This window comes from Prauserella rugosa (assembly GCF_000719975.1).
Lineage (GTDB): Bacteria > Actinomycetota > Actinomycetes > Mycobacteriales > Pseudonocardiaceae > Prauserella > Prauserella rugosa.
Window position 1 is genome coordinate 64589 of sequence record NZ_JOIJ01000011.1, and the last position, 23132, is coordinate 87720.

Sequence of the window (23132 nt, forward strand, 5' to 3'; positions counted from 1 at the left end):
CTCATGCATCCCCTCGCGTATCCGCTCGCCGTCACGTCCGCGGGGCCGAGCCGCGATGCCGATGGAGAGGTTGGACCGCAGTGCTGTCGTTGTCCCGCACCGATCAGGCCGCGCCGCCGGAACACGACGGGACCGCGACACGGGACACCTCGCGACGGGACAGCTCGCCACAGGACACTGGGCGCACGGGCTTCCGTCCCGACGTCGAGGGCCTGCGCGCGGTGGCGATCGCCGCGGTGCTGCTCTACCACGCGGGTGTGCCGTTCGTGCCCGGCGGCTACATCGGCGTCGACATCTTCTTCGTGCTGTCCGGGTTCCTGATGACCAGGCTCATCCTGGGTGAGATCGAGACCACCGGATCGCTGTCCCTCGGCCGGTTCTACGCCCGCAGAGCCCGGCGGCTGCTGCCCGCGGTGGCCGTCGTACTCGGCGGCGTCGCGCTCGGCTCGTGGCTGGTGCTCTCACCCGTGGAACGGGATTCGGTCGCCCCCGACCTGCTGGCCTCCGCGCTCTACGTCCTCAACTGGTGGCTGGCGGGCCAGGCCGTCGACTACTTCGAGACTGGATTCCAGGCCAGTCCGGTGCAGCACTTCTGGACGCTGGCGGTCGAGGAGCAGTTCTACCTGGTGTGGCCGTTGCTGTTGCTCGGCGCGGTGTGGCTGCTGCGGCGCCTGCTGACCACCCGTCGCGCGCTGTTCGTCGTCGTCCTCGGCGTCGGCGCACTGTCCCTGGCGTACTCGGTCGTCGCCACGCTGCAGGCAGCGGACACCGCCTACTTCAACACCTTCTCGCGCGGGTGGGAGTTCGCCGTCGGCGGCGTGCTCGCGCTCGTCCCGCTCACCCGCCTGTCCCGGCCCGTCGCGGCCGCGCTCGCCTGGGGCGGACTGGGCGCCCTCGGCGCGGCGATCCTGCTGTTCGACGAGCAGACCCTGTTCCCGGCCCCGTGGGCGCTGCTTCCCGCGCTGGGCACGGCAGCGGTGATCGCGGCGGGCACCGCGGCTCCTTCCCTGTTGCCGCAACGGTTGCTGGCCACACCACTGATGCGCCACTGTGGACGGGTCTCGTACTCGTGGTACCTGTGGCACTGGCCCGCGCTGGTGTTCGCCGCCGCGGTCGTCGGTGAGCTGTCCGCCTCGCAGGGACTCGTCGTCGTCGCGGTCGCCTGGGTGCTGGCCGTCGCGACCTACCACCTGGTCGAACAGCCGTTCCGGAGGTCACCGGTGTTCCAGAAACCCCGACGCGCCATCGGACTCGGCGTCGCGTGCACCGTGATCGCCGTGATTCCCGGACTCGTGCTGCCCATGACGATCCCGTCCCTGCCCACGAAGTCGCAGGACCAGATCACCGGTGCACCGGCGCTGTCCCGTGGCGACGACGCCGTGCAGCAGTCCGTCGAGGCCATCCGCCCGGAACCGCGGGCAGCCGCACAGGACTGGCCGCGCAACTACACCGACGGCTGCCACGCCGACCGTCCGGAGACCGCATCCGGGGAATGCGTGTACGGCAATCCCGACGCCGACCGCACGGTTGTCCTTTTCGGAGACTCGCACGCGATGCAGTACTTCCCTGCACTGGAGAACATCGCGAAGAAACGCGACTGGCGACTGGTTCCCCTGACGAAGTCCGGCTGCGCGCCGCCGGACGTGAGCCTCTACAACGACGCGCTGCGCCGGTACTACGCCGAGTGCGACACGTGGCGCCAGGCCACGCTCGACCGGATCAAGGAACAGGAGAAGCCCGACCTCGTCATCACCGGCGGCCGCGACACCTACACCGCGATGCGCGGAGACCAGCACCTCAGCCAGGAGGAGAGCACGAAGGCGCTGCGCGACGGCTACACCTCCACACTGCGGCAGCTGCGCGGCACGGGCGCGCGGGTCGTCACGATCAAGGACAACCCGCACCCCGACAAGGACATCCCCAGCTGCGTCTCGAACGCGCCGATGAACCTCGGTGACTGCGCCGTGCCGCAGGACGTCGCCTACGACTACCCGCACGTGGCCGACCACGCCGCGGAGCGGGTGCGCGGTGTGCGGCTCGTGGATCCGACCTCGATGTTCTGCCGCGACGGTACGTGCCCCGCCGTCATCGGCGACGTCGTCGTCTACGGCGTGACGACCCATCTGACGGCGACCTACGTCGAGACGCTGACCCCGTGGCTCGACAAGCAACTGGCGTCGCTGTCCGTGCTCCCGTAGACACCGAGCAGGTTATTCAACTTCCCGGTTGACAATCACGGACCACCGTCGTACGTTTTATTCAACCGAGAGGTTGAGGAAGATGGTCGACAAGGAAACAGCAACGGAACGGCTCAATCGGGCGTTCGCGGCGCTGTCGGATCCGACGCGACGGGATCTCGTCGCACGGCTCGCGGGCGGCGACGCGACGGTGGGCGAACTCGCCGAGCACTACGACATGAGCCTTCAGGCGGTCTCCAAGCACGTGAAGGTGCTGGGCGAGGCCGGATTGGTCACCCGTACCAAGGACGCCCAGCGGCGCCCCGTCCACCTGGACGCGGAGGTGTTCGACCTCATGACCGCATGGATCGAGCGCTACCGCAGGGAAGCCGAGGAGCGTTATCGCAGGCTCGACGCACTTCTGGCCGAGCAGGCAGCCGACGAGACACGAGCACGCACCGACACGAGGGATGCATCATGACCACGACCACCCATGACGTCGAGATCACGGCAGACGAACGCGTACCGACGATCGAGATCGTGCGGGAGTTCGACGCCGCACCACAGCAGGTTTTCCGCGCCCACGTCGACCCCGACCTGTACGCCAGGTGGGTCGGCCCGCACTCACTGACCACCAGGATCACGAAGTGGGACGCGCGCACCGGCGGCGAGTGGGCCTTCGCCAACGACCGGGACGGCGAGGAGATCGCCTCGTTCTTCGGCAGCTTCCACGAGGTGCGGCCGAACGAGCGCATCGTGTGGACGTTCACCTACGAGGGCATGCCCGACGAGGTGTTCCTGGAGACGCTGACGTTCGAGCCGCTCGACGGCGGGCGCACCCGGTTGCGTGTGTTCAGCGTCACCGACAGCTTCGAGTCCCGCGACGGCATGCTGGCCAGCGGCATGGACCAAGGCGTGCGCGAGGGTTACGAGAAGCTCGACGCGCTCCTCGAGGCCCACGTCTCCTGAGGTCCGAGGAGGACGGACCCGGCCCGGAAGCAGGCGCCGCAGGCGCTCACCTCCGGACCGGGTCTCCGCCCTCGCCGAGGAAGACCTCCAGGTCCTCCGGTGTCGGAGCGGCCTCCCAGTCACCGGGCACGGTGCACAGCACGGCCCCGCACGCGTTCGCGCGCGCGAGCTTGTCCGCCACGCTCCAGCCTCGCACCTGCCCGCTGAGGTAGCCGGCGACGAACGCGTCGCCGGCTCCCACGGTGTCGACGACCTCGACCCGGTGTCCCGGCGCGTGCACGACCGCACCGCCCGCGTAGGCCGACGCACCGTCACCGCCCCGCTTGACGACGATCTCCCGCTCGCCCGACGGATCGAGGGCCGCCGCCAGCTCGTCGGGCGACGCGGAGAGCTCCGCTCCTCCCGGCACGACGTAGGCGAGTTCCTCCGGTGAGCCGAACACCACGTCGGCCTCGGCGACGAGTTCGCCCAGTACCTTCGCCGCGACGTCCACGGGAGCCAGCGCGGACCGGTAGTTCACGTCCACACTCACCCGCACACCGGCGTCCTTCGCCCTGCGCACGAGCAGGCGGCACGCCTCCCGTGCCGTGTCCGACAGCAACGGCGTGATGCCCGTGAGGTGGATCAGGGCCGAATCCTCCACCAGACCGGCCGGCACGTCGGCCGCGGTGAACCGCGACCCCGCCGATCCGGCGCGGTAGTAGTAGACGCGCGAGGTTCCCGGCCCGGTCAGCTCCTTGAGCATGAGCCCGGTGGGCGCATCCGGATCCACGGTCGGGCGCACGTCGACCCCTTCGCCGCGCACCTCCCGTACGACCCGTTTGCCCAGTGCGTCGTCGCCGACGCGGCCGACCCAGGTCACCGGAACCCCGAGTCTGCTGAGGCTGACGGCGACGTTCGTCTCCGCACCGCCGATCCCCACGTGCGCCTCGGACACGTGGGCCAGTGAGCCGATCCGCCCACCGGTGATCAGGCCCATCGTCTCGCCGAACGTCAGCACCCTGCCCGCCGTCATGCGGCGCCGCCTTCCACGCAGACCTCGACGAAGCGCCGGGTCCGCTCGGCCAGTGCCGCCCGGTCGCCGCCCCGCAAAGCGTCGCCGAGCAACGGGCCGCCCACACTGATCGCCGCCGCGCCCGCGGCCAGCCACGCCCGCGCCGACTCGAGGTCGACCCCGCCGGACGGAATGGCCTGAAGGTCGGGGAACGGTCCGCGCAGATCCTTGAGATAGCCGGGCCCGACCTGTCCGGCAGGGAAGACCTTCACCGCGGGCACGCCGCGGACCCACGTCGAGCCCAGTTCGGTGGGGGTCAGGCCGCCGGGGACGATCGGGATCCCGCGTTCCAGCGCACGGTCGACGACCGCCGGATCGGACACCGGCGTCACCAGGTAGTGCGCTCGGCGGTCGGCGGCCGCGTCCACCTCGTCGGGCCGCGTCACGGTCCCCACGCCGATGTCGGCGGTGTCGCCGTACCGCTCGAGCAGGCCGGGCAGCGCCTCGAAGGTGCCCGGCGTGGTGAGGGTGAGCTCGACGCTGCGCACCCCCGCCTCGACCATCGTGTCCAGCACCGGCGGGTAGTCCTCGGCGCGCGCGGCGCGGACGACCACGACGAGCCGGTTCGCCGCGGTCCGTTCCGGCAGCCTCTGCCGCTGCCCCATGCCGTCCGTCCTTTCCCGACTCACCAGTCGTGCACCGTGCCGTCGAGAAGACGGTTCACCGGCAGGTACGCCCTCGTGTAGGGATGCCGCTGCGCGAGCTGTTCGTCGAGCTCCACGCCCAGACCGGGATTGTCGCCGGGGTGCAGGAATCCGCGGTCGAACGTGTACGAGGTGCGGAACGTCTCGAGGGTCAGCTCGCTGTGCGGCATGTACTCCTGGATACCGAAGTTGTGGATCGCCAGGTCGAGGTGGAGCGCGGCGGCCATGCCGATCGGTGAGACGTCCGTCGGGCCGTGCAGACCCGACCTGATCCCGTACACGGCGGCGAAGTCGAGCAGCTTCTTCATCCCCGTGACCCCGCCGGTGTGAGTCGGCGCCGAGCGCACGTAGTCGATCAGCCGCTCGGTGATCAGTGTCTGGTAGTCGTACACCGAGTTGAACACCTCGCCCGTGGCCAGCGGCGTCGTACTGTGCTGGCGCACCAGCCGGAAGGCGTCCTGGTCCTCGCCGGGGGTGGCGTCCTCGAGCCAGAACAGGTCGTACGGTTCGAGCGACTTGGCCAACTTGGCCGCCTCGATCGGCGACATCCGGTGGTGGGAGTCGTGCAGCAACCGCAGCTCCGGCCCGAACTCCTCGCGCACCTTCTCGAAGATCGCCGGGACGTGCCGCAGGTACGCGGGGGTGTCCCAGTCCTCCTCCTCGGGGCGACTGGCCGCGCTCCCGTCGGCGGCGCGATGGGCGGGCTCGTAGTCGTAGCGCTCCCCCGGGTCGGCGGTGTCCGAGACGCCGTAGACCCGCTGCAGGCCCGGCACGCCGGTCTGGATGCGCACCGCCGTGTAGCCCTCGTCGACGTAGCCACGGATCGCCCGCGCGAGGGCCGGATAGTCGCCTCCCGAGGCGTGGGCGTACACGCGGAGCTTGTCCCTGCTCGCACCACCCAGCAACTGGTACAGCGGAACGCCCGCCTTCTTGGCCTTGATGTCCCACAGCGCCATGTCGACCGCGGCGATCGCGGCCATCGTCACCGGACCACGCCGCCAGTACGCACCGCGGTACAGGTACTGCCAGGTGTCCTCGATCCGGTCCTCGTCCCGGCCGACGAGCGTGCTGGCCAGGTGGTCACGCAGGTACGAGGCGACGGCGAGCTCGCGCCCGTTGAGCGTCGCATCGCCCCAGCCGACGATCCCGTCGGACGTGACGATCTTGAGGGTGACGAAGTTGCGCCCCGGACTCGTGACGATGACGTCGGCGGTCGAGATGCTCACGGTCGGTGTTTCCTTCCGGTTCGGTACTTCCGGTCTGGTGCGTGTGGACGGTGCGCGCGGCCTGGGTCAGATCGCATTGCGCGGGTCGCGCAGGTCGCGGCCGGCCACCTCGGGCATGAAGAACGTGGCGATGAGCGGGCACACGGTGAAGAAGCCGAGCAGGATCGCCACGGGGATCCATGACCCGGTCGTCGCGGCGACCCAGGCGGCGGCCACGACGGGTCCGATGCCGGTGGCGATCATCGCGGCGATCTCGCGGATCACGCCGGTCGCGGCGTACCGGTGACGGGAGCCGAAGATCTCCGGCAGCGTCAGGTTCTCCAGCGAGGCCAGCGCCATCACCGACACGTTGTGCATGACGATGTAGCCGATGAACACCTGCGGCACCTCGGCACCCGCGATCGCCATCATCGTCGGCACGATGAGGATCAGCGAGATCACACTCATCACCTGATACATCCGGCGACGGCCGAAGCGGTCGCCGAGCGCACCGACGATCGGCACCGTGAGGAACGCACACAGCGACGACACGATGACCACGCTCGTGCCGACCGAGGCCGACATCGCGAGCGTGACGGTGATGAACGAGACCATGTAGGTCTGCAGGATGCCGGAGTTGCCCGCCTGCCCGAAGCGCAGCAGGAACGCGGGGACCATCGCGCGCCACTTCTTCTGCTCGAGCGCCTCGAGCATCGGGATGTCGTTCTCGCGCTCGGCCTTCTCGCGGATCTGCTCGGTCGTGAGCGCGACACCGTCGTTGACGTGCGAGCTCTCCTCGAACACCGGGCTTTCCTTCAGCCGGAACCGGATCCACACGGCGAACAGCAGGATGACCGCGCTGCCCAGGAACGGGATGCGCCAGCCCCACGACAGCAGCTGCTCCTCCGACAGCACCGCAACCAGGATGCCCCAGATCGCCGAGGCACCGAGCGTGCCGCAGTTGGTGCCGAGTGCGACCAGTGAGGCGATGATGCCGCGGCGCTTCGTCGGTGCGTACTCGGCGAGCATCACGCCGGCACCGGAGATCTCCGCACCGGCTCCGAATCCCTGCACGAGTCGCAGCACGGCCAGCAGGATCGGCGCGAGGATGCCGATCTGCTGCACGGTCGGCAGTGCACCGATGAGGGTGGTGGCACCGCCCATGAGCGCGATCGTGATGAACAGGACCTTGGTGCGGCCGATCCGGTCACCGAGCCGCCCGAAGTACCACGCACCGACCGGCCTGGCCACGTAGCCGACGGCGTACGTCGCCATCGCCGACACGACGGCGAGTGCCGGGCTCTCCCCGGCGAAGAACAGCTGGCCGAACACGAGGCCTGCCGCCAGCGAGTACAGCTGGAAGTCCATGAACTCGAGCGCGGTGCCGAGCCAGCCGGACATCGCGGCGCGGGCGAGGTCTCCCGTGCTGCGTTCGGCGGGACGCTCCGGCGCGGTGCCGGATTCCGGCGGAGGTGCGGAAGTGGACATCGTTGTTCCTTCTTCGGTGTCGGATGGGGACAGAGGCGAGGTACGGGGAAACGCGGGTCACCCGGGAAGGGCTGGGTCGTACGGGAAGAACGCAGCACCGCGGACGATCCGCCCTTCCCGGATCAGAACTCGAGGAGCACCTTGCCCGATGCCGCCGAGTCCTTGGCGGTGGCGAAGGCCGCGACGGCGTCCGAGGCGGGATAGACGTGCGTGACGACCTGGGCGATCGACGGGTTCGCGGCCAGCATGGCCACGGCGTCGTCGATCTCGGTGGAGAAGCGGAAACTGCCGCGCAGGCGCAGTTCCTTCGACACGAGCGGCGCGAGGTTCACGCCGATCTCGGCGTCGGCGAGCATGCCGACGGCCACGACGACGCCGGCACGCTCGGCCGAGGCCACCGCCTGGGTGAGCGAGACGGGGACGCCGGAGCACTCGAAGACCACCGGGTAGGCCGTGGTGGGGAGTTCGTCGCGGCCGACGAGGAACGTCTCGTGGGCGCCCTGTGCGCGCGCACGGTCCACAGCGGACTCCTGCACATCGGCGACGGCGATGTGGTCGACGCCGCGTGCCGCCAGGGCGGCCACGATCAGCAGGCCCACGGGTCCCGCACCGAGCACGAGGGCACGCCCGCCGAGGTCCTCGCCCGCGACCGTCAGCGCGTGCAGGGCGACACCGAGCGGTTCGGCCAGCGCCGCGTCGCGCAACGACAACGCCTCCGGCAGCGCGCGCAGCATCGGCTTCTCCACGACCACGTACTCGGCCGCGGCACCCTGGCGGTGCGGGAAGGCCGCCGCGCTGCCGAGATAGTCACCGCCCGGCCACAGGTGCGGGCGGTCCGCGAGTCCCTCGACCCGAGCCCCGTAGCGCGCCGGGTGCACGGTCACCGGGGTACCCGGCTTCCACTCCCCGCTGGGATCGCGCTCGACGACGGCGGAGAACTCGTGGCCGGGCGCGAACGGTTCCCGGACGACGTTCTCGCCGTTCCTGCCGTGGAAGTAGTAGTGCAGATCCGACCCGCAGATGCCGACGTACCGCACGCGCAGCAGCACCTCGCCGTCGGCCGGTTCGGGGACGGCGACGTCGTCCAGGCGCATGTCCTCGGCGCCGTGGATGAACAGACCCTTCATCGTGATCAGCTCCAGTGGGTACGGACTCAGCGGGCGGCGGCCGCGTCGGCTGCGGCCGCCGCGGCCCCGTCGCGGGTGATGGCGGTGAGCAGCTCGGCGACGCGGGCCGTGAAGCCCTCCTGCTCGGCGAGTGCCTCGGGGAAGAAACCGCCGTGCATGATGCGGCGGACGTGGTCGGCGATCCCGGTGGCACCGTCGACGGCGGCGGCGAGCCGGTCGCGGGCGGGTTCGGCGATCCGGTCGGCGAGCGGGTCCGGGCTGAACCCACGCGGCGGGGCGACGCAGGCGATCCACGCGGCCGTGCACAACGCCAGGTGGTGCGGCATGCCGCCGCGGCGCAGGTGGGACAGCGCGGCCTCAGGGATGCGCTGCAGCAGCTTGGCCGAGCCGTCGGAGCCGACCTGCGTGGTGGCGTGCCCGATGAGCGGATTGCGCCAGCGGGCGTCCAATTGCGACACGTAGGCGTCGACGTCGAACCCGGTGGGCGGGGTGAACGTGGGCAGGTAGTCGTCGCGGATCTCGGCGAGCACCGCCTCGCGCACGAAGTCCCTGCCCCACGCGACGTCGATGGTCGGCGCGCCGGACAGCACGCCGAGGTAGGCGATGAGCGAGTGGGAACCGTTGAGCAGGCGCAGTTTCACCAGCTCGTAGGCCTCGATCTCGTTGGAGAACGTCGCACCGGCCCGCTCCCAGGCGGGGCGGCCGCCAGCGAACGCGTCCTCCAGAACCCACATGGTGAAGTCCTCGGCGGGCACCGGGCAGTGGTCGGACACCCCGAGCAGGTCGCGGACGAGGCGGGAGTGCTCGTCGGTGGTCTTCGGGACGATCCGGTCGACCATCCCGTTGGGGAACGACACCGAGCCCGCGACGAACGACAGCACGTCGTCGCTCGCACCGGCGGCGTGCAGGAACTCCTCGACCACGCCGCGCGTGACGTCGCCGTTGGACTGCAGGTTGTCGCACGAGAGCACCGTGAACGGTTCGCCGGACGCGGCACGCTTCTCGAGCCCGCGCGCGATCATGCCGACCGCCGTGCGCGGCGTCGCTCCGGCGACGAGATCCGCGGCGACGTCGGGGTGGTCGAGTGCCAGCCTGCCACTGGCCGAGTCGCGGGTGTAGCCGACCTCGGAGACGGTGAGGGTGACGATGCGGTGTGCCGGATCGGCGATCGCCTCGACCACGGCCGCCGGATCGTGCGCGGCGACCCCGGTGTCGCGGTGCACGTCCACCACACCCGCTTCGGCGCCGTGCTCGGTCAGCTGCAGGATCGAGTAGACGTTGTCCTGCGCGCGCATCGGCGCCACGACGCGGTCCGAGGAGTGGGCGAACCCGCGGATGCCCCAGTCGCCACCCTCGGCCGCCATCGCGCGGGCGGTGTAGACGGCGCCGTGCGCGCGATGGAAGTTGCCGAGGCCGAGATGGACGATGCCCGTCCGATCCGGAGCGGACGCTCCGATGAGCGAGCCCGCGGGCACGTTCCCGCGGCCGAGTACCTCTGTCATGACGTCCTTGTCCTTCCGCGATGCGGCGGGCCGGCCAGGCGCGGCGCCCTCCACCGTGCGGCGTCGTGCACAGTGCGTCGGCGTGCACAGTGCGGCGTCGTGCACCGTGCGACGCCACGGGCGTTTCACATCGCGAACCGCTCGTTTTGTATTTCGGACCATAAGCTAAACTCGCGTCGGACGTGACGCAACATCGACCCCGGCGAGAATGGATCCATGGAGACCGAACCCACACCGGAGACGCCGGAGACACCGCCCGTCACGAGCCTCGACCGCGCGCTGGTCGTGCTGGAAACGGTCGCCTCGGCCGGCCCGGAAGGTCTGGCACTCGGGGAGATCGCGACGCGGACGGGGATCAACAAGGGATCGGTCCACCGGTTGCTGCGCGGACTGGCGCATCGCGCTTACGTGACCCAGGACGGCGGCGACCGCAACTACGTCCTCGGCGACGCACTGCGCCGCATGGTCCGTACCTTCGGGTCCGGCGACAACCTGCCGTTGCTGTTCCGGCCGCTGCTGCTGGAGTTGTCCCGCCGTTGCGAGGAACTCGTCCACCTCGGCGTGCTCGACGGACGGCGCGTGGTCTACCTCGACAAGATCGAGCCCGAACGCTCCGTGCGCGTGTGGTCCCGAGTCGGGCGGCGTACCCACATCGCCACCACGGCGCTCGGGCGCGCGCTCGTCGCCGCGGCACCGCCGAGCGATGCGCTGCTCGGCAGCTACCTCGAGGAGGCCGACCCCGACCACGAGCAGCCCACGCTCGGCGAACGGTTCCGCTCGGCGGTCGAGGCCGCCCGCACACACGGTTGGGCCATCGAGAACCAGGAGAACGAGACCGGTATCGCCTGTGTCGGCATCGCGCTGACGTCGGCCACCGCGCAGGACGTCGCGATCAGTGTCACGGGACCTGCGGAACGGATGACCGCCGAGCGGCTGAACGAGATCGGAGCCCTGCTCCGCGAACTCGCCGCGGAACTCGCCCCCGAGGAGTACACCCTCACCCCGACCGCGCCGTGACGCCCCACGCTGCGCCGAACGCAGCATGGACAGCGTGTGCCCCGCTTCGTAGCGTCGGGACATGACCGACGACACCGAGCACCTCATTCGCTTCCTCGGCCACGGACAGTTCAGCCCCGGCGTCATCGACCGCGCGGAAGGCAGCTCGGTGTTCACCGAGGACGGCCGCGAACTGCTGGATTTCACCTCCGGCCAGATGAGCGCCATCCTCGGCCATTCGCATCCCGAGATCGTCGCGACGATCCGGGAGCAGACGGGCCGGCTCGACCACCTCTACAGCGGCATGCTCAGCCCTCCGGTTCTCGAGCTGTGCCGCAGGCTCGCCGAGTCCCTGCCCGCTCCGCTCGAGAAGGCGATGCTGCTCAGCACCGGCGGTGAGGCCAACGAGGCGGCGCTGCGCATGGCCAAGCTCGTCACCGGCGGCCACGAGGTCGTCTCGTTCGCCCGGTCCTGGCACGGCATGACACAGGCCGCCGCGGGCGCGACCTACAGCGCAGGCAGGGGCGGCTACGGCCCGGCGGCGCCCGGCAACTTCGCGCTTCCGGTGCCCGACCGTTTCCGCCCCGACGTCACCGGTGCCGACGGCGAACTCGACTGGCGCCGCCAACTCGACCTCGGATTCGATCTCATCGACGCCCAGTCCGTCGGCAGCCCGGCGGCCTGTCTCGTCGAACCGATCCTCAGCTCCGGCGGCGTGGTCGACCTGCCGCCGGGGTATCTCGCGGCGCTGCGCGACAAATGCCACGAGCGCGGCATGCTCCTGATCCTCGACGAGGCACAGACCGGGCTGTGCCGTACGGGCGACTGGTACGCGTTCGAACGCGACGGCGTCGTGCCGGACATCATCACGCTGTCGAAAACCCTCGGCGCGGGCCTGCCGCTGTCGGCCGTGGTGACGAGCGCCGACATCGAACGCCGCGCCCACGAACGCGGTTTCCTGTTCCTCACCACCCACGTCAACGACCCGCTGCCCGCCGCGGTCGGCACCACGGTGCTCGACGTGCTCAACCGGGACCGGCTCGCCGAACGCGCACGCCTGCTGGGTGCGCGGCTGCGCTCCGGACTCGACGAGCTCGCCACCCGCCACCCCGTGATCGGCGACGTGCGCGGACGCGGCCTGCTCGTGGGCCTCGAACTCGTCACCGGCGGAACCGCGGCCGACAGCGATCGGCTCGGCGCGGCCGTCACCCGGCGCTGCAACGAGCTCGGCCTGCACATGAACATCGTGCAGCTGCCGGGTATGGGCGGCACCTTCCGCATCGCGCCCCCGCTGACGGCCACCGAGGCCGAGATCGACCGGGGCGTCGAGATCCTCGACAAGGCACTCGGCGACACGGCGGCGTGAGCCGGGAGCCGGCGGATCACCCGCGCACGGTCACCTCCGGGTAGTACTCGCGCGGCCTGCCGCGGGCGTCGAACGCCGCAGCCAGTTTCATCCCGGTGCGTTCGATGAAGCGGTAACTGAACTGGCCCACCGGGATGACGACGATCATGAGCAGCACCGTCGTGCACACGAAACCGGCTGCCGTGCCGGCGAACGGGTCGAGCCCGACGTGGCTCAGGAACCGCAGCAGCGGTTCGTGCCACAGGTAGATGCTGTAGCTGGAGAGTCCGACCGCCACGAGTGGCCGCCACGACAGCAACCGCGGCACCGGCCCGTCGGTGATCACGGCCGCGGCGATGATCATCCCGGCGCCGATCGCGAGCACGGTGTGCTGGAACGGCCGCGGCGAGGACTCGCCCAGCACCACGACCCCCGCACCGGCCACCGCGACGCCGAGGCGCACCCACCGCCCGTTGACGCGTACCCCGGCCGCCGCGCCGATCGCCACCAGCATGCCGAGCGCGAACACGTCCAGTTTGGCCAGTGGGCCGAACCAGGTGGACCACGATTCCTGCGGGCGCTGCCAGACGAGCCAGGCTACGAGCTTGTAGCCCACGCTCACCGCCACCAGTGCGGCCACTCCGCCCACGAGCACGCCGATCCGCGCTCGCCTCGTGGCCAGCCGCGCGCACAACGCGTGTGCGGGTCCCGCGAGAACCGCGAGCAAGAGGTAGTAGTGCATCTCGTTGGCCAGCGACCACGCCGGGCCGTTGGTCCAGAAGATGTACTCGTCGCTGTAGACCTGTGTGAACGTCAGGTGCAGCACCAGATCCTGCCAGTGGCCCGGCAGTTCGACGTTCGTCAGCGACCACACGAGCAGCACCACGAGGTAGTACGTCGGCACCAACCGGGCGAACCGTTTGATCAGGAACGCCTTCGACGGCCGTAGTGGTCCCGCACCCAGCGATGCCCGCATGATCGGCAGTCCGAGCAGGAATCCCGACAGCAGGAAGAACATCGCCACGAACAGGTCGGTCGCCAGGATGACGTCGTGCCAGAACGTGCCTTCCAACGGCCACTGCTCGCGGCGGTTGAACTGGTACGCGTGGAACATGGCCACCGACAGCGCGGCGACCGCGCGGAAGACGTCGAGCTGATACCTCGGCTGCCCTGTGGACGTCGTCCCCGCCGCCGTCACGCCGTCCTCCCCACCGGCGCCTCGACCTGGCGCGGAGTGATGGCCCACCGCCGCTCACCGGTCAGCTCCTTCAGCTGCGCCACACGCCCGATGTGGTTCTTGAACTCCGTGTAGAACACGGCGTTCAGCACCAGATAGATCAGGAACCAGGCGCGGTGCCTGCGGATCTCGGGCGCGGCAAGCCGCCAGGCGAACAGCGCCTGCGCCGGTCCGGACAGCATCGTGTACAGCGTGGCGAGCACGAACGTCGGCACCAGGAAGTCCACATCGGAGAAACCGCCGTCCCGCCAGGCCAGGAACCCGATCACCGTGATCATCTGCAGCGAGATCCACGGATAGATCTCCCGCCAGCCGATCAGGAACGACAGGCCCAGCTTGTTCCGCACGCTCAGTTCCTTCGACTGCAACGTCGCCGCGAGGTGCCTGCGCGAGACCTGGAACCAGCCCTGTGCCCACCGAATCCGCTGCCGCCACAGCGCGCGCAGATTCGCGGGGGCGAGTTCGCGCGAGAGCAGCGCGGGATCGCTCACGACGGTCCTGCCCGCCAGCAGTGCGCGGACGGTGGCGTCGATGTCCTCGGTGAGCATCCGGCCCTGCAGCCGCGTCTCGTGCAGTGCCTGTGTCCGCCAGAAACCGTTCGAACCGCCGAAGAGCCCGAATCCGTGCAGCCGCGCGCGGCCGGGGTGGTTCACCGCGTAGATCGCCTCGAACTCGACCGCCACCATCCGCGACACCCACGACGACCCGCCGTTGCGGATCACGCAGTGGCCCTGCACCACGTCGGCACCGTGCGAGAGCCACCGCCACGCACGGCTGAACGCGTCGGGGGCGGGCTGGTGGTCGGCGTCGAAGATGCCCACGAACTCGCCGGTGACCAGTTCGAGCGCCGCGTTGACGTTCTGCGCCTTCGACGTCGAGTACGGCACCCGGTGCACGACCAACCTCGGCTCGCGCGCGGCCAGCGCCCGCAGCTCCTCCTCCACCGGCAGCGCGTGCGGTGTGTTGTAGGCCAGGATCACCTGCAACGGCCCGCCGTAGTCGGTCGCCAGGAACGCCGCCAGGGTGTCGAGGATCGTGGCCGCCTCGTTCGGCAGATACGCCGGAATGATCGCCGACGCGGCGGGTTCGGGTCCGGCCGCCTCGCGCGGTGGACGTTCCGGTTCCAGCGCGTAGAAGCACTCGGTCCACACCGCGACCGCCGTCAGCACGAGGGCTCCCACGACGGCGAGGTAGAGCGGCGTCGAGATGTCGAACCCCGCCCGGTCGGCGAGCACGAGCAGCAGGAACGGCACGGCGAGACCGACGACGAGGGTGAACACGTTCTGCGCGATCGCCCTGCCCAGCGAGGCGTCGCCCCGCTTCCTCCGCGACGGCGCCGTCCGCGGCGGCACCCATTTGCGCGGGATCAGGTCGACGTGTTCGGTCGCCTGCTCGGCGGCGTCGGTCGCCCTATGGATCAACGTGACGAGATCCGGTGGCGCGGGCCGATCGTCCGAGGACGCCCACCCGATCACCGGTGTGATGGTGAGCTGGTCGGCTCCGATCCGGACGGGCAGTCTGGCCAGCCGCTGGGCGATCGCGGACAGCCGGTCGGCGGTCTGCCATTCCACCGCGCCACGCAACGTCAGCACCAGGCCACCGTTCTCGTCGGTGGAAAGACCCTCCTTGTCGGACAGTTCCGTGCGCAACAGCCAGGCCACCTGCTCGCGTACCTGGTCGAGACCTTTGCGCCCGAACCGGGATTCGATGCGCGCGGCTTCGACGAACCTGAGGACGGCGACGGTGGGTCCCCTGCGTTTCCCGGATTGCCGGGTCAGTGAGCGAAATGTGGACTGGGGCAGGCTCAGGTCGATCGTGTCTGTCGGGAGAACGGGCACGAGCTGGGTCACCCCCGTAGTCGGTTCACCGGAATGAGCGGTGAGGCTACGAGCGGCGACCCGGCCCCCGGCTACCTTTCCTCGATCGAGTGAGAGCCGCTTCACATACCAAAGGCGGGGTTGGTTAATTTCTTTTGACGAGTGGGTGCGGAACGGGCATACCCGTGTTTCCCGGCGGTCATCGTCGGAGGAATCCGACATAGCAGACATCGACGCGTGCGACACGACTTCGGCATCTCGCACACAACGAAAACGGGGTCACCGGAACCTGATCCGGTGACCCCGTTTCCCCATTCCTCGACGAAACCCGGCCGCGCGCCCTGCCGAACCCGCGGCCGGGGAATCCTCATTCGGCCACAGGTTCGACCGAGATCACTTCTCGCCGGACTGCCGATCCTTCTCCGCACCGGCGTCACGACCGGTGTGCTCGCCCCCGCTCGAATCGGCCTGCTTGCCCGAGCTCGGGTCCGAGCCGCCGCCCTGTTCGCCGCCGGCGGGCTTGCCACCGTTGACGTACCGGTCGAGCAGTTCCTGCGACCGGTGCTCGGCTCCCAGCGCCGAGTCGTCGAACTCGGGCGTGTCGAACACCTCGTCGGCCGTCGGGTCGGAACGCACCGCCTCGTCGTCGATGCCGATCTCGCCCGTCTTCGGATCCACCGTCGTGGCGTGCGCGGGCACGTCCTCGACGGCGAGGATCGTGCTGTCCTCGTCCTGCCGGACCCCGAACCGGGGACCGGACACGGTCGCGTCGAGCCCGGCCAGCGTGGCCGACGCCCGCCGGATGTCACCGCGTCCGGGAGCACCCACGTTCTGCGCCTTGACGAGCTCGCGCAGGCTGCGCCGCACCTCTCGTTCGGAGTCGGCGTTCTCCCTCGCCGCGGACACCAGGGCCGAGGGTGTGGCCTGCGACCTGATCCGCACGTAGCGCGGCATCGTCGCCACCTCGAGCCGGAACATCCGCCACAGCGACACCATCGCCAGCACGTACACGATGGACAGTGGCGCCGCGCCGGCCAGCGAACTGACCTGGAGCACGGTCAGCGCGGCCTCCCCGCCGGCCATGAGCAGCAGCGCGGCGGCGGCACCGACCAGCAGCGCCCAGAACACGCGCGTGGTCGTCGGCGTCTCGGTGCGCCCGTCGTGCGAGAGCACGTCCACCACGAGCGAGCAGGAGTCGGCGCTGGTGATGAAGAACAGCATGATCACCGAGATGGCCACCACCGACAGCACGGTCGTCACGCCGTCGGGGACGGGCAGCTCGCCGAACAGGTGGAACAGCGCCGTCTCGGTGTCCACATTGCCGTCCTGACCGACCAGGTTGCCCTCGGTGAGCTGGTGCTGGATCCCGGTGCTGCCGAAGACGGTGAACCACACCAGGGACACGAGCGTCGGCGCCAGCAGCGCGCCGAGGAGGAACTCGCGGATGGTGCGCCCGCGCGAGATACGCGCGATGAACATGCCCACGAACGGTGCCCACGCCAGGAACCACGCCTGGTTGAACAGGGTCCAGTCGAGGGTCCACGTGTCGCTCGCTCCGGCGCCCGTGACGAAGGCGAGCTGCGGGATCGTCTGCAGGTACTCACCGAAGTTCTGCACCAGCGACCGCAGCAGGAACACCGTCGGGCCGACCAGCAGGACGACGATCGCCATCACCGTGGCCATGCTCATGTTGGCGTTCGACAGCCACTGCAGGCCCTTGTGCAGTCCCGACACCACCGAGAGCGTGCCGATCGCCGTGATGCCCACGACCAGCAGCAGCATCAGTGTGTTCGACGGCTCGAACCAGCCCAGGTTGGACAGTCCGGCCTGGATCTGCAGCACCCCGAGTCCGAGCGAGGTCGCGACGCCGAACACCGTCCCGACGATGGCCACCACGTCGATGACGTGCCCGACCCACGACTCGATGAGCTTGCGGCCGAAGAGCGGTTCGAGCAGCCACCGCACCGACAGCGGCCTGCCGCGGCGGAACGTCATGTAGGCCAGGCCGAGGCCGACCACGGCGTAGATGCCCCAGGCGTGCAGTCCCCAGTGGAACAACGACTGGCCGATCGCCGCGCGGCCCGCCTCCTCGGATCCGGGCTCGACGCCGACCACGTCGGGTGGGGTCGTCAGGTGGCTCAACGGCTCCGAGACACCGGAGAACACCAGACCGATCCCCATGCCCGCGGAGAACAGCATCGCGAACCACGAGAACAGTGAGAACTCCGGCCGTTCGTCGTCCCGGCCGAGTCGCACGTTGCCCACTTTGGACAATGCGGCCCACACGCAGAACAGCAGCATCGCGGTGACCACGATGATGTACCACCAGCCGACGTTGACCCCGATGGAGTCCCTGAGGTCGGTGAAGGCCTGCGTGGCGTCCTCGCCGTACCTGGCTCCGAACCAGATGGCGAAGGCCAACGCGGTCCCGATCACGACGACGGCCGGCACGAACACCGGCCGCGACAACCTCGCCTTCGGCTGACCGTCCTGGTCCTGCTGATCAGCTCCCACGTGCGAAGCCACCCGAACAACTCCCCTGCATCACTCAACCCTTGCGTGATTCCGGCGCACGAAGACCTCCGTACTGGACCACGTACCCCAGAAGGCGTGGTATACAGACCGGTAACCGACCGTCGGGCAGGGTAGGTATACAGATTTGTCACGTCAGGAAGCTTCGGCGGGCCAGCACGCCGGCGGGACCGAGTTCGACCCGACCCGGCTGACACCCGGTGCACGCCGCATCCTCGAGGTGGCCTCACACCTGTTCTACGAGCAGGGCATCCACGCCGTGGGAGTCGACACCATCGCCGCGCAATCGCGGGTCACGAAGCCGATCCTCTACAAGAACTTCGGCAACAAGGACGGGCTCGTCACCGCCTACCTGCGACACCGGCACGACACGTGGTGGGCGGCGCTCGAAGCGGCCATCGCGGCCACGGACGCGCCACGCGCACTGGCCTTCTTCGACGTCTACGCCGAGGACGCCAAGACCATCACGCGTGGCTGCGCCTACCTCAACGCCGCGGCCGAACTGAGCGAGGACCACCCCGCGTATCCGGTGATCCGGCACCACAAGCACGCGGTGTGCAGTCGGCTGGCCGACCTCATCACCGAGGACCTGCCGCACGTCGCCCAGCCGAAGCTGCTGGCCGACCACCTGTTCCTGCTGCTCGAAGGGGCTTTCGCCCACCACCGCATCTACGGCGCCGACCTGCTCATCGAGGCCCGCGCCACCGCGGAGACGCTGCTGCGGTCCTGAGCCGGACCCACCGCGGGGATCAGCGTCCCTGCATGGCCGAGGTCCCGAGGTCACTCGCGGGCAACGACCGCCCCTCGGCCACGGCCGCGGCCCACGCGTCGCTGCCGGCAACCGCGGCCCAGTTCGACTGCAGGAGCACCATCAGCGTCTCGTGCACCTGCTGCGCCGACACCCGGCCCGCCTCGTTGGCCAGGTGGATCGCACCCGTCGCATCGGACAGGACCTCCACGGCGAAGCCGAGCGGTTCGGCGGCCGCCGCGGTGGCGAGCACACAGTTGTTGGTCATGTAGCCCACCAGGGTCACCGTGTCGACCCCCTCGGCCTGCAGCCACTCGGCGACCCCGTCGGCACTGAAGACACTGGACAGCGTCTTCACCACGTGTTTGGCCGACGGCCTGCGTTCGATGTCCGGATGCAGCCGCCACCCCGGTGATCCGGACGCGAAGACGGGCGCGCCCTCGGGGTACTCGTGCTGGACGGTCAGTACCGGGACTCCCGCCCCCTCGGCGACGTCCATGGCCCCGGCGATCCGGGCCAGCGAGTCCTCCCTCGGCGGGTACTGCACCGCCAGCGGGTCGCGGAAGTACTCCTGCTGGACGTCGATGACGATCAGGGCACGGCGGGGCGTGGACATGGAGCGGTCCTCCTGGAGGTGTCGAGTCATCGGAATGGGAGCGCCTCATCGGGGACGTATCGGCCCCGCGAGCCGTGCCCTTCATCCTGACCCGCCGCGCGGCCTACGGTGAGTGGCAGAGACGACCACCTTCGATGAATTCAGGCCAAGCATGCGGATCGCCATCCACGCCTTCGACGGCATCACCACGTTCCACCTCGCCACCCCGCTGCTCGTCCTGGGCGAGGCGAGCAGGCACCAGCCGGGCCGGACGTGGACGACACAGGTCTGGAGCACCGACGGCTCGCCCGTGCGCACCGCCGAAGGGCTCGCGATCGGCGACCTCGCCGGGCCGGAGGCCGCCGATGCGGCCGACCTGCTCGTCTTTCCCTCCTGGCCCGAGGATCTGCCGGAACCCGGCACCGTCGTCCTCGCGCGGATCCGCGCCGCGCACGCCCGCGCGGCGCCCCTCGTCGGGCTCTGCCTGGGCGCGTTCCCGCTCGCGGCCGCGGGCATCCTCGACGGCCGCACCGCCACCACCCACTGGACCGCCGCCGACGCCCTGGCCCGGCGCTACCCGGCCGTGCGCGTCGAGTCCGAGGCGCTGTACCTCGACCACGGCGACGTGCTGACGTCGGCGGGCACGGCGTCCGCGCTGGACGCGTGCCTGCACCTGGTCCGCACCCGGCTCGGATCGACCGTCGCCACGGCCGTCGCACGCCACCTCGTCATCGCGCCCCACCGCGACGGCGATCAGGCCCAGTACATCGAACGCCCACTGTCCACAAGCGACGACCACGGTCCCGTGGGGCGGACCATGACGTGGGCACTGGCCCATCTCGACGCCCCGCTCGACGTCGACACGCTCGCCGCACACGCGTCGATGAGCCCGCGGAACTTCTCCCGCCGGTTCCGCGACACCACCGGCATGAGCCCGGCCCGCTGGGTGCTCGTCCACCGGCTCGACGAAGCGCGCCGTCTGCTCGAGACGACCACCTGGAGCGTCGCCCGCGTCGCCGAGGCGTGCGGATTCGCCAGCGCCGTCACGTTCCGGCAGAACTTCACGGCGCGGTACAACACCACCCCGACCGCCTACCGGCGCCGCTTCGCCTCCGCAGAGCCGGCCTGACCGCGCAGCTCAGGAACGGGCGCGTGCCTGCCTGATCAGACCCCCACCGATGATCAGCCGCTGGATCTCACTGGTGCCCTCGTACAACCGCAACAACCGAACCTCGCGGTAGATGCGCTCGACCGGCACCTCGCGCATGTACCCCGTCCCGCCGTGCACCTGCACCGCCAGGTCGGCCACGCGTCCCGCCATCTCCGTGCAGTGCAGTTTCGCCACCGACGGGGCGATCCGGCGGTCCTGCCCGGTGTGATACTTCCTCGCCGCGTCGCGCACCAGCGCTTCGCCCGACGACACTCCGGTCTGCATGTCGGCGAGCATCGCCTGCACCAACTGGAAATCGCCGATCGGTGTCCCGCCCTGGGTGGCGTCGGCGGCGTAGGCGATCGACTCGTCGAGCGCCCGGCGGGCGGAGCCCACCGCGAGCCCGGCGATGTGCACGCGCCCCCGCGCCAACGACATCATCGCCGCCCGGTACCCGACCTCCTCGGAACCGCCCACGAGCGCGTCGGCGGGCACCCGGACCCCGTCAAACGTGACGTCCGCGGTCCACGCACCCTCCTGCCCCATCTTTCGGTCCTTCGGGCCGACCTCGACGCCATGGGCGTCGGCCGGAACCAGGAACACCGCGATCCCCGGGTCCTTGCGGCTCGCCTCCCTGGTGCGGGCGAAGGTGATGAACAGGTCGGCCATCGGTGCGTTGGTGATGAACCGCTTGCCCCCGGTGATCACCCAGTCGTCGCCGTCGCGCACGGCTTTCGTGCGCAGTCCGGCCGGATTGGACCCGGCACCCGGCTCGGTGAGCGCGAAGGACGCGACGGCCTCACCGGAGGCGAGCCTGCCCAACCATGCGGCCTTCTGCGTGTCGGTGCCGTAGTTCACGAGCACCTGGCCCGCGATGCCGTTGTTGGTGCCGAACAGCGACCGCAGCGCCAGGCACGTGTAGCCGAGTTCCATCGCGAGCTCGACGTCCTGGGTGAGGTCCAGCCCGAGCCCGCCCCACTCCTGCGGGATCGCGTACCCGAACAACCCCATGCCGGCGACCTGCTCGCGCAGATCGCCGGGGATCGCATCGGCCTCCATGATCTCGTTCTCCCGGGGGATCACCTTGGTGCGCACGAAATCCCGGGTGGCGGCGAGGATGTCGGCGAAGTCGTCGTCGCCGACCTCGCTCGCCGCGGGCACGGCCGTCGGATCGCTGCTCGTGGTCATGGCGGTGGCCTTTCTGTCGGTCACTGGATCACGCCGGCGGCGCGCAGGTCGTCGAGCTCGTCCTCGGTGACACCGAGCGGCACGAGCGTCTCGTCGGTGTGCTGCCCGAGTGCGGGGACGTCGCCCATCACGAGCTCGACGTCCCGGTAGGTCATCGGCGGCAACAACGCGCGAATCGGCCCCCGCTCGGTACGCACCTCACGCCAACGGTCGCGTTCGGACAGTTGCGGATGCGCCACGAGCCCGGCCATGTCGTTGACCTGAGCAGCCGCGACCCCCGCGTCGACGAGGCGTCGTTCGAGGACCGCGGTGTCGAACACGGCGGTGCGGACACCCACCTCGGCATCACACGCACCGCGGTGCTCGACCCGCAGGACGTTGGTGGTGAACCGGGGATCGTCGAGCAGTGCCTCGTCACCGAGGACGTCGCGGCACAGCGCCTGCCACCCGCGGTCGTTCTGCACCCCGATCAGCACCTGGCCGTCCCGCGTCGGATACACGTCGTACGGCGCGATCGCGGCGTGACTCATGCCGAGCCGCGGCAGCTGCCTGCCCGCGTACATCGCGACGTACATCGGATGCCCCAGCCACTCGGCCGTCGCGTCGAACATCGCGACGTCGACGCCGGCGCCGGCCCCGGTGCGTTCCCTGCGCAGCAGGGCGCTGAGCACCGACGTGACGATGTACATGCCCGCGGCGATGTCCGCGGTCGGGATCCCGGTCTTGACCGCCTGCTCGGGCGTTCCGGTGATCGACACCAGCCCCGTCTCGGCCTGCACGAGCATGTCGTAGGCCTTTCGCCCGGCGTGCGGACCGGACTCGCCGTACCCGCTGACGTCGACGGTGACGAGCCGCGGGTTGCGGCCGCGCAGCGTGTCGGCGTCGAGTCCCAGCCGCGCGGCCGCGCCGGGTGCGAGGTTCTGCACGAACACGTCGGCGGTGTCGACGAGGTCGGCGAGCAGGCGGGCACCACGGCTCGACTTCACGTCCAGCGCGAGGGACTTCTTCCCGCGATTGAGCCACACGAAGTGCGAACCGACACCGTTCACGGCGGTGTCGTAGGAACGCGCGAAATCGCCCTCCCCGACGCGTTCCACCTTGATCACCTCGGCGCCGAGATCCGCGAGGTGGCGCGTGCCGAGCGGCGCCGCGACGGCCTGCTCCATCGCCACGACCCGCACACCGTCGAGGGGCAGCGCGGACGCATCGCCCGCCACGTCGTCGTGCATACCGACGATCCTGCCAACTCGATCAATACTCATCAATGGCGTAATGAGTATGGTATCCATTGCGTGCGAGCATAAAAATCGTTCGGGTGAGGTCCGCCGACCAGCGCGCCCACCGCACGGAACCGCAGG

19 protein-coding genes are annotated in these 23132 nt (G+C 70.0%); 7 read left to right on the forward strand and 12 right to left on the reverse strand.

Annotation, left to right across the window (positions count from 1 at the left end):
• Positions 1–80: 80 nt before the first annotated feature.
• The 3 genes from IF64_RS0116390 to IF64_RS0116400 all read left to right on the forward strand — a co-directional run bounded on the left by IF64_RS0116390 (position 81) and on the right by IF64_RS0116400 (position 3146).
• Positions 81–2198 (forward strand): acyltransferase family protein, encoded by a 2118-nt coding sequence (locus tag IF64_RS0116390; RefSeq protein WP_169741954.1) that lies wholly within the window; start codon positions 81–83, stop codon positions 2196–2198.
• 82 nt (positions 2199–2280) lie between these two features.
• On the forward strand, positions 2281–2658 hold the full coding sequence (locus tag IF64_RS0116395) for an ArsR/SmtB family transcription factor (protein ID WP_030533001.1): 378 nt from the start codon (positions 2281–2283) through the stop codon (positions 2656–2658).
• A complete protein-coding gene (locus IF64_RS0116400) occupies positions 2655–3146 on the forward strand; it encodes an SRPBCC family protein (RefSeq protein WP_030533002.1) in 492 nt (163 codons plus the stop codon). The genes IF64_RS0116395 and IF64_RS0116400 overlap by 4 nt, the downstream gene beginning before the upstream one ends.
• 46 nt (positions 3147–3192) lie before the next feature.
• On the opposite strand, the gene IF64_RS0116405 is transcribed toward IF64_RS0116400, so the two are convergent.
• The 6 genes from IF64_RS0116405 to IF64_RS0116430 all read right to left on the reverse strand — a co-directional run bounded on the left by IF64_RS0116405 (position 3193) and on the right by IF64_RS0116430 (position 10166).
• A complete protein-coding gene (locus tag IF64_RS0116405) occupies positions 3193–4161 on the reverse strand; it encodes a sugar kinase (RefSeq protein ID WP_030533003.1) in 969 nt (322 codons plus the stop codon).
• Positions 4158–4805: a bifunctional 4-hydroxy-2-oxoglutarate aldolase/2-dehydro-3-deoxy-phosphogluconate aldolase gene (locus tag IF64_RS0116410; protein WP_030533004.1), complete on the reverse strand. Its 648-nt coding sequence runs from the start codon at positions 4803–4805 to the stop codon at positions 4158–4160. The genes IF64_RS0116405 and IF64_RS0116410 overlap by 4 nt, the downstream gene beginning before the upstream one ends.
• Before the next feature lie 20 nt (positions 4806–4825).
• Entirely contained in the window at positions 4826–6070 is a 1245-nt protein-coding gene (gene manD, locus IF64_RS0116415; RefSeq protein WP_030533005.1) for a D-mannonate dehydratase ManD, read from the reverse strand.
• A 66-nt stretch (positions 6071–6136) separates the two neighbouring features.
• Positions 6137–7537 (reverse strand): MFS transporter, encoded by a 1401-nt coding sequence (locus tag IF64_RS0116420; protein ID WP_030533006.1) that lies wholly within the window; start codon positions 7535–7537, stop codon positions 6137–6139.
• 122 nt (positions 7538–7659) lie between these two features.
• Positions 7660–8664, reverse strand: coding sequence for an L-idonate 5-dehydrogenase (locus IF64_RS0116425; RefSeq protein ID WP_030533007.1), 1005 nt, complete (start codon positions 8662–8664; stop codon positions 7660–7662).
• Positions 8665–8690: 26 nt separating this feature from the next.
• Positions 8691–10166, reverse strand: coding sequence for a mannitol dehydrogenase family protein (locus IF64_RS0116430; protein WP_030533008.1), 1476 nt, complete (start codon positions 10164–10166; stop codon positions 8691–8693).
• Between the two features lie 216 nt (positions 10167–10382).
• On the opposite strand from IF64_RS0116430, the gene IF64_RS0116435 reads away from it, so the two are divergent.
• Together IF64_RS0116435 and IF64_RS0116440 are read left to right on the forward strand one after the other, a co-directional pair.
• Entirely contained in the window at positions 10383–11183 is an 801-nt protein-coding gene (locus tag IF64_RS0116435) for an IclR family transcriptional regulator (RefSeq protein ID WP_030533009.1), read from the forward strand.
• 61 nt (positions 11184–11244) lie between these two features.
• Positions 11245–12528 (forward strand): aspartate aminotransferase family protein, encoded by a 1284-nt coding sequence (locus IF64_RS0116440; protein ID WP_030533010.1) that lies wholly within the window; start codon positions 11245–11247, stop codon positions 12526–12528.
• Between the two features lie 16 nt (positions 12529–12544).
• On the opposite strand, the gene IF64_RS0116445 is transcribed toward IF64_RS0116440, so the two are convergent.
• From IF64_RS0116445 to IF64_RS0116455, 3 genes are all read right to left on the reverse strand, one after another.
• Positions 12545–13705, reverse strand: a complete 1161-nt coding sequence (locus IF64_RS0116445) for an acyltransferase family protein (RefSeq protein ID WP_036876917.1) — start codon at positions 13703–13705, stop codon at positions 12545–12547.
• Positions 13702–15582 carry a glycosyltransferase family 2 protein gene (locus IF64_RS0116450; protein ID WP_169741955.1) on the reverse strand — a complete coding sequence of 627 codons (1881 nt, stop codon included), beginning with the start codon at positions 15580–15582 and terminating at the stop codon, positions 13702–13704. The genes IF64_RS0116445 and IF64_RS0116450 overlap by 4 nt, the downstream gene beginning before the upstream one ends.
• Before the next feature lie 372 nt (positions 15583–15954).
• Positions 15955–18087: a BCCT family transporter gene (locus IF64_RS0116455; protein WP_246134755.1), complete on the reverse strand. Its 2133-nt coding sequence runs from the start codon at positions 18085–18087 to the stop codon at positions 15955–15957.
• Positions 18088–18220: 133 nt separating this feature from the next.
• Here IF64_RS0116455 and IF64_RS0116460 point away from each other — a divergent pair, with 133 nt between their 5' ends.
• Positions 18221–18823 carry a TetR/AcrR family transcriptional regulator gene (locus tag IF64_RS0116460; RefSeq protein ID WP_246134756.1) on the forward strand — a complete coding sequence of 201 codons (603 nt, stop codon included), beginning with the start codon at positions 18221–18223 and terminating at the stop codon, positions 18821–18823.
• Positions 18824–18842: 19 nt separating this feature from the next.
• On the opposite strand, the gene IF64_RS0116465 is transcribed toward IF64_RS0116460, so the two are convergent.
• Positions 18843–19457 carry a cysteine hydrolase family protein gene (locus IF64_RS0116465; RefSeq protein WP_030533015.1) on the reverse strand — a complete coding sequence of 205 codons (615 nt, stop codon included), beginning with the start codon at positions 19455–19457 and terminating at the stop codon, positions 18843–18845.
• A gap of 151 nt (positions 19458–19608) precedes the next feature.
• Here IF64_RS0116465 and IF64_RS0116470 point away from each other — a divergent pair, with 151 nt between their 5' ends.
• A complete protein-coding gene (locus IF64_RS0116470) occupies positions 19609–20565 on the forward strand; it encodes a GlxA family transcriptional regulator (protein WP_030533016.1) in 957 nt (318 codons plus the stop codon).
• Positions 20566–20574: 9 nt separating this feature from the next.
• On the opposite strand, the gene IF64_RS0116475 is transcribed toward IF64_RS0116470, so the two are convergent.
• Together IF64_RS0116475 and IF64_RS0116480 are read right to left on the reverse strand one after the other, a co-directional pair.
• A complete protein-coding gene (locus tag IF64_RS0116475) occupies positions 20575–21774 on the reverse strand; it encodes an acyl-CoA dehydrogenase family protein (RefSeq protein WP_030533017.1) in 1200 nt (399 codons plus the stop codon).
• Between the two features lie 20 nt (positions 21775–21794).
• Positions 21795–23003, reverse strand: coding sequence for a CaiB/BaiF CoA transferase family protein (locus IF64_RS0116480; RefSeq protein ID WP_030533018.1), 1209 nt, complete (start codon positions 23001–23003; stop codon positions 21795–21797).
• Positions 23004–23132: the final 129 nt, after the last annotated feature.

Excerpts from the sequence above, each read along its gene's own strand:
- IF64_RS0116430 (WP_030533008.1), bottom strand. The coding sequence starts at position 10,166 with ATGACAGAGGTACTCGGCCGCGGGAACGTGCCCGCGGGCTCGCTCATC.
- IF64_RS0116470 (WP_030533016.1), top strand. The coding sequence starts at position 19,609 with ATGCGGATCGCCATCCACGCCTTCGACGGCATCACCACGTTCCACCTC.
- IF64_RS0116400 (WP_030533002.1), top strand. The coding sequence starts at position 2,655 with ATGACCACGACCACCCATGACGTCGAGATCACGGCAGACGAACGCGTA.
- IF64_RS0116410 (WP_030533004.1), bottom strand. The coding sequence starts at position 4,805 with ATGGGGCAGCGGCAGAGGCTGCCGGAACGGACCGCGGCGAACCGGCTC.
- IF64_RS0116475 (WP_030533017.1), bottom strand. The coding sequence starts at position 21,774 with ATGACCACGAGCAGCGATCCGACGGCCGTGCCCGCGGCGAGCGAGGTC.
- IF64_RS0116395 (WP_030533001.1), top strand. The coding sequence starts at position 2,281 with ATGGTCGACAAGGAAACAGCAACGGAACGGCTCAATCGGGCGTTCGCG.
- IF64_RS0116480 (WP_030533018.1), bottom strand. The coding sequence starts at position 23,003 with ATGCACGACGACGTGGCGGGCGATGCGTCCGCGCTGCCCCTCGACGGT.
- IF64_RS0116435 (WP_030533009.1), top strand. The coding sequence starts at position 10,383 with ATGGAGACCGAACCCACACCGGAGACGCCGGAGACACCGCCCGTCACG.
- IF64_RS0116420 (WP_030533006.1), bottom strand. The coding sequence starts at position 7,537 with ATGTCCACTTCCGCACCTCCGCCGGAATCCGGCACCGCGCCGGAGCGT.
- IF64_RS0116440 (WP_030533010.1), top strand. The coding sequence starts at position 11,245 with ATGACCGACGACACCGAGCACCTCATTCGCTTCCTCGGCCACGGACAG.
- IF64_RS0116405 (WP_030533003.1), bottom strand. The coding sequence starts at position 4,161 with ATGACGGCGGGCAGGGTGCTGACGTTCGGCGAGACGATGGGCCTGATC.
- IF64_RS0116465 (WP_030533015.1), bottom strand. The coding sequence starts at position 19,457 with ATGTCCACGCCCCGCCGTGCCCTGATCGTCATCGACGTCCAGCAGGAG.
- IF64_RS0116425 (WP_030533007.1), bottom strand. The coding sequence starts at position 8,664 with ATGAAGGGTCTGTTCATCCACGGCGCCGAGGACATGCGCCTGGACGAC.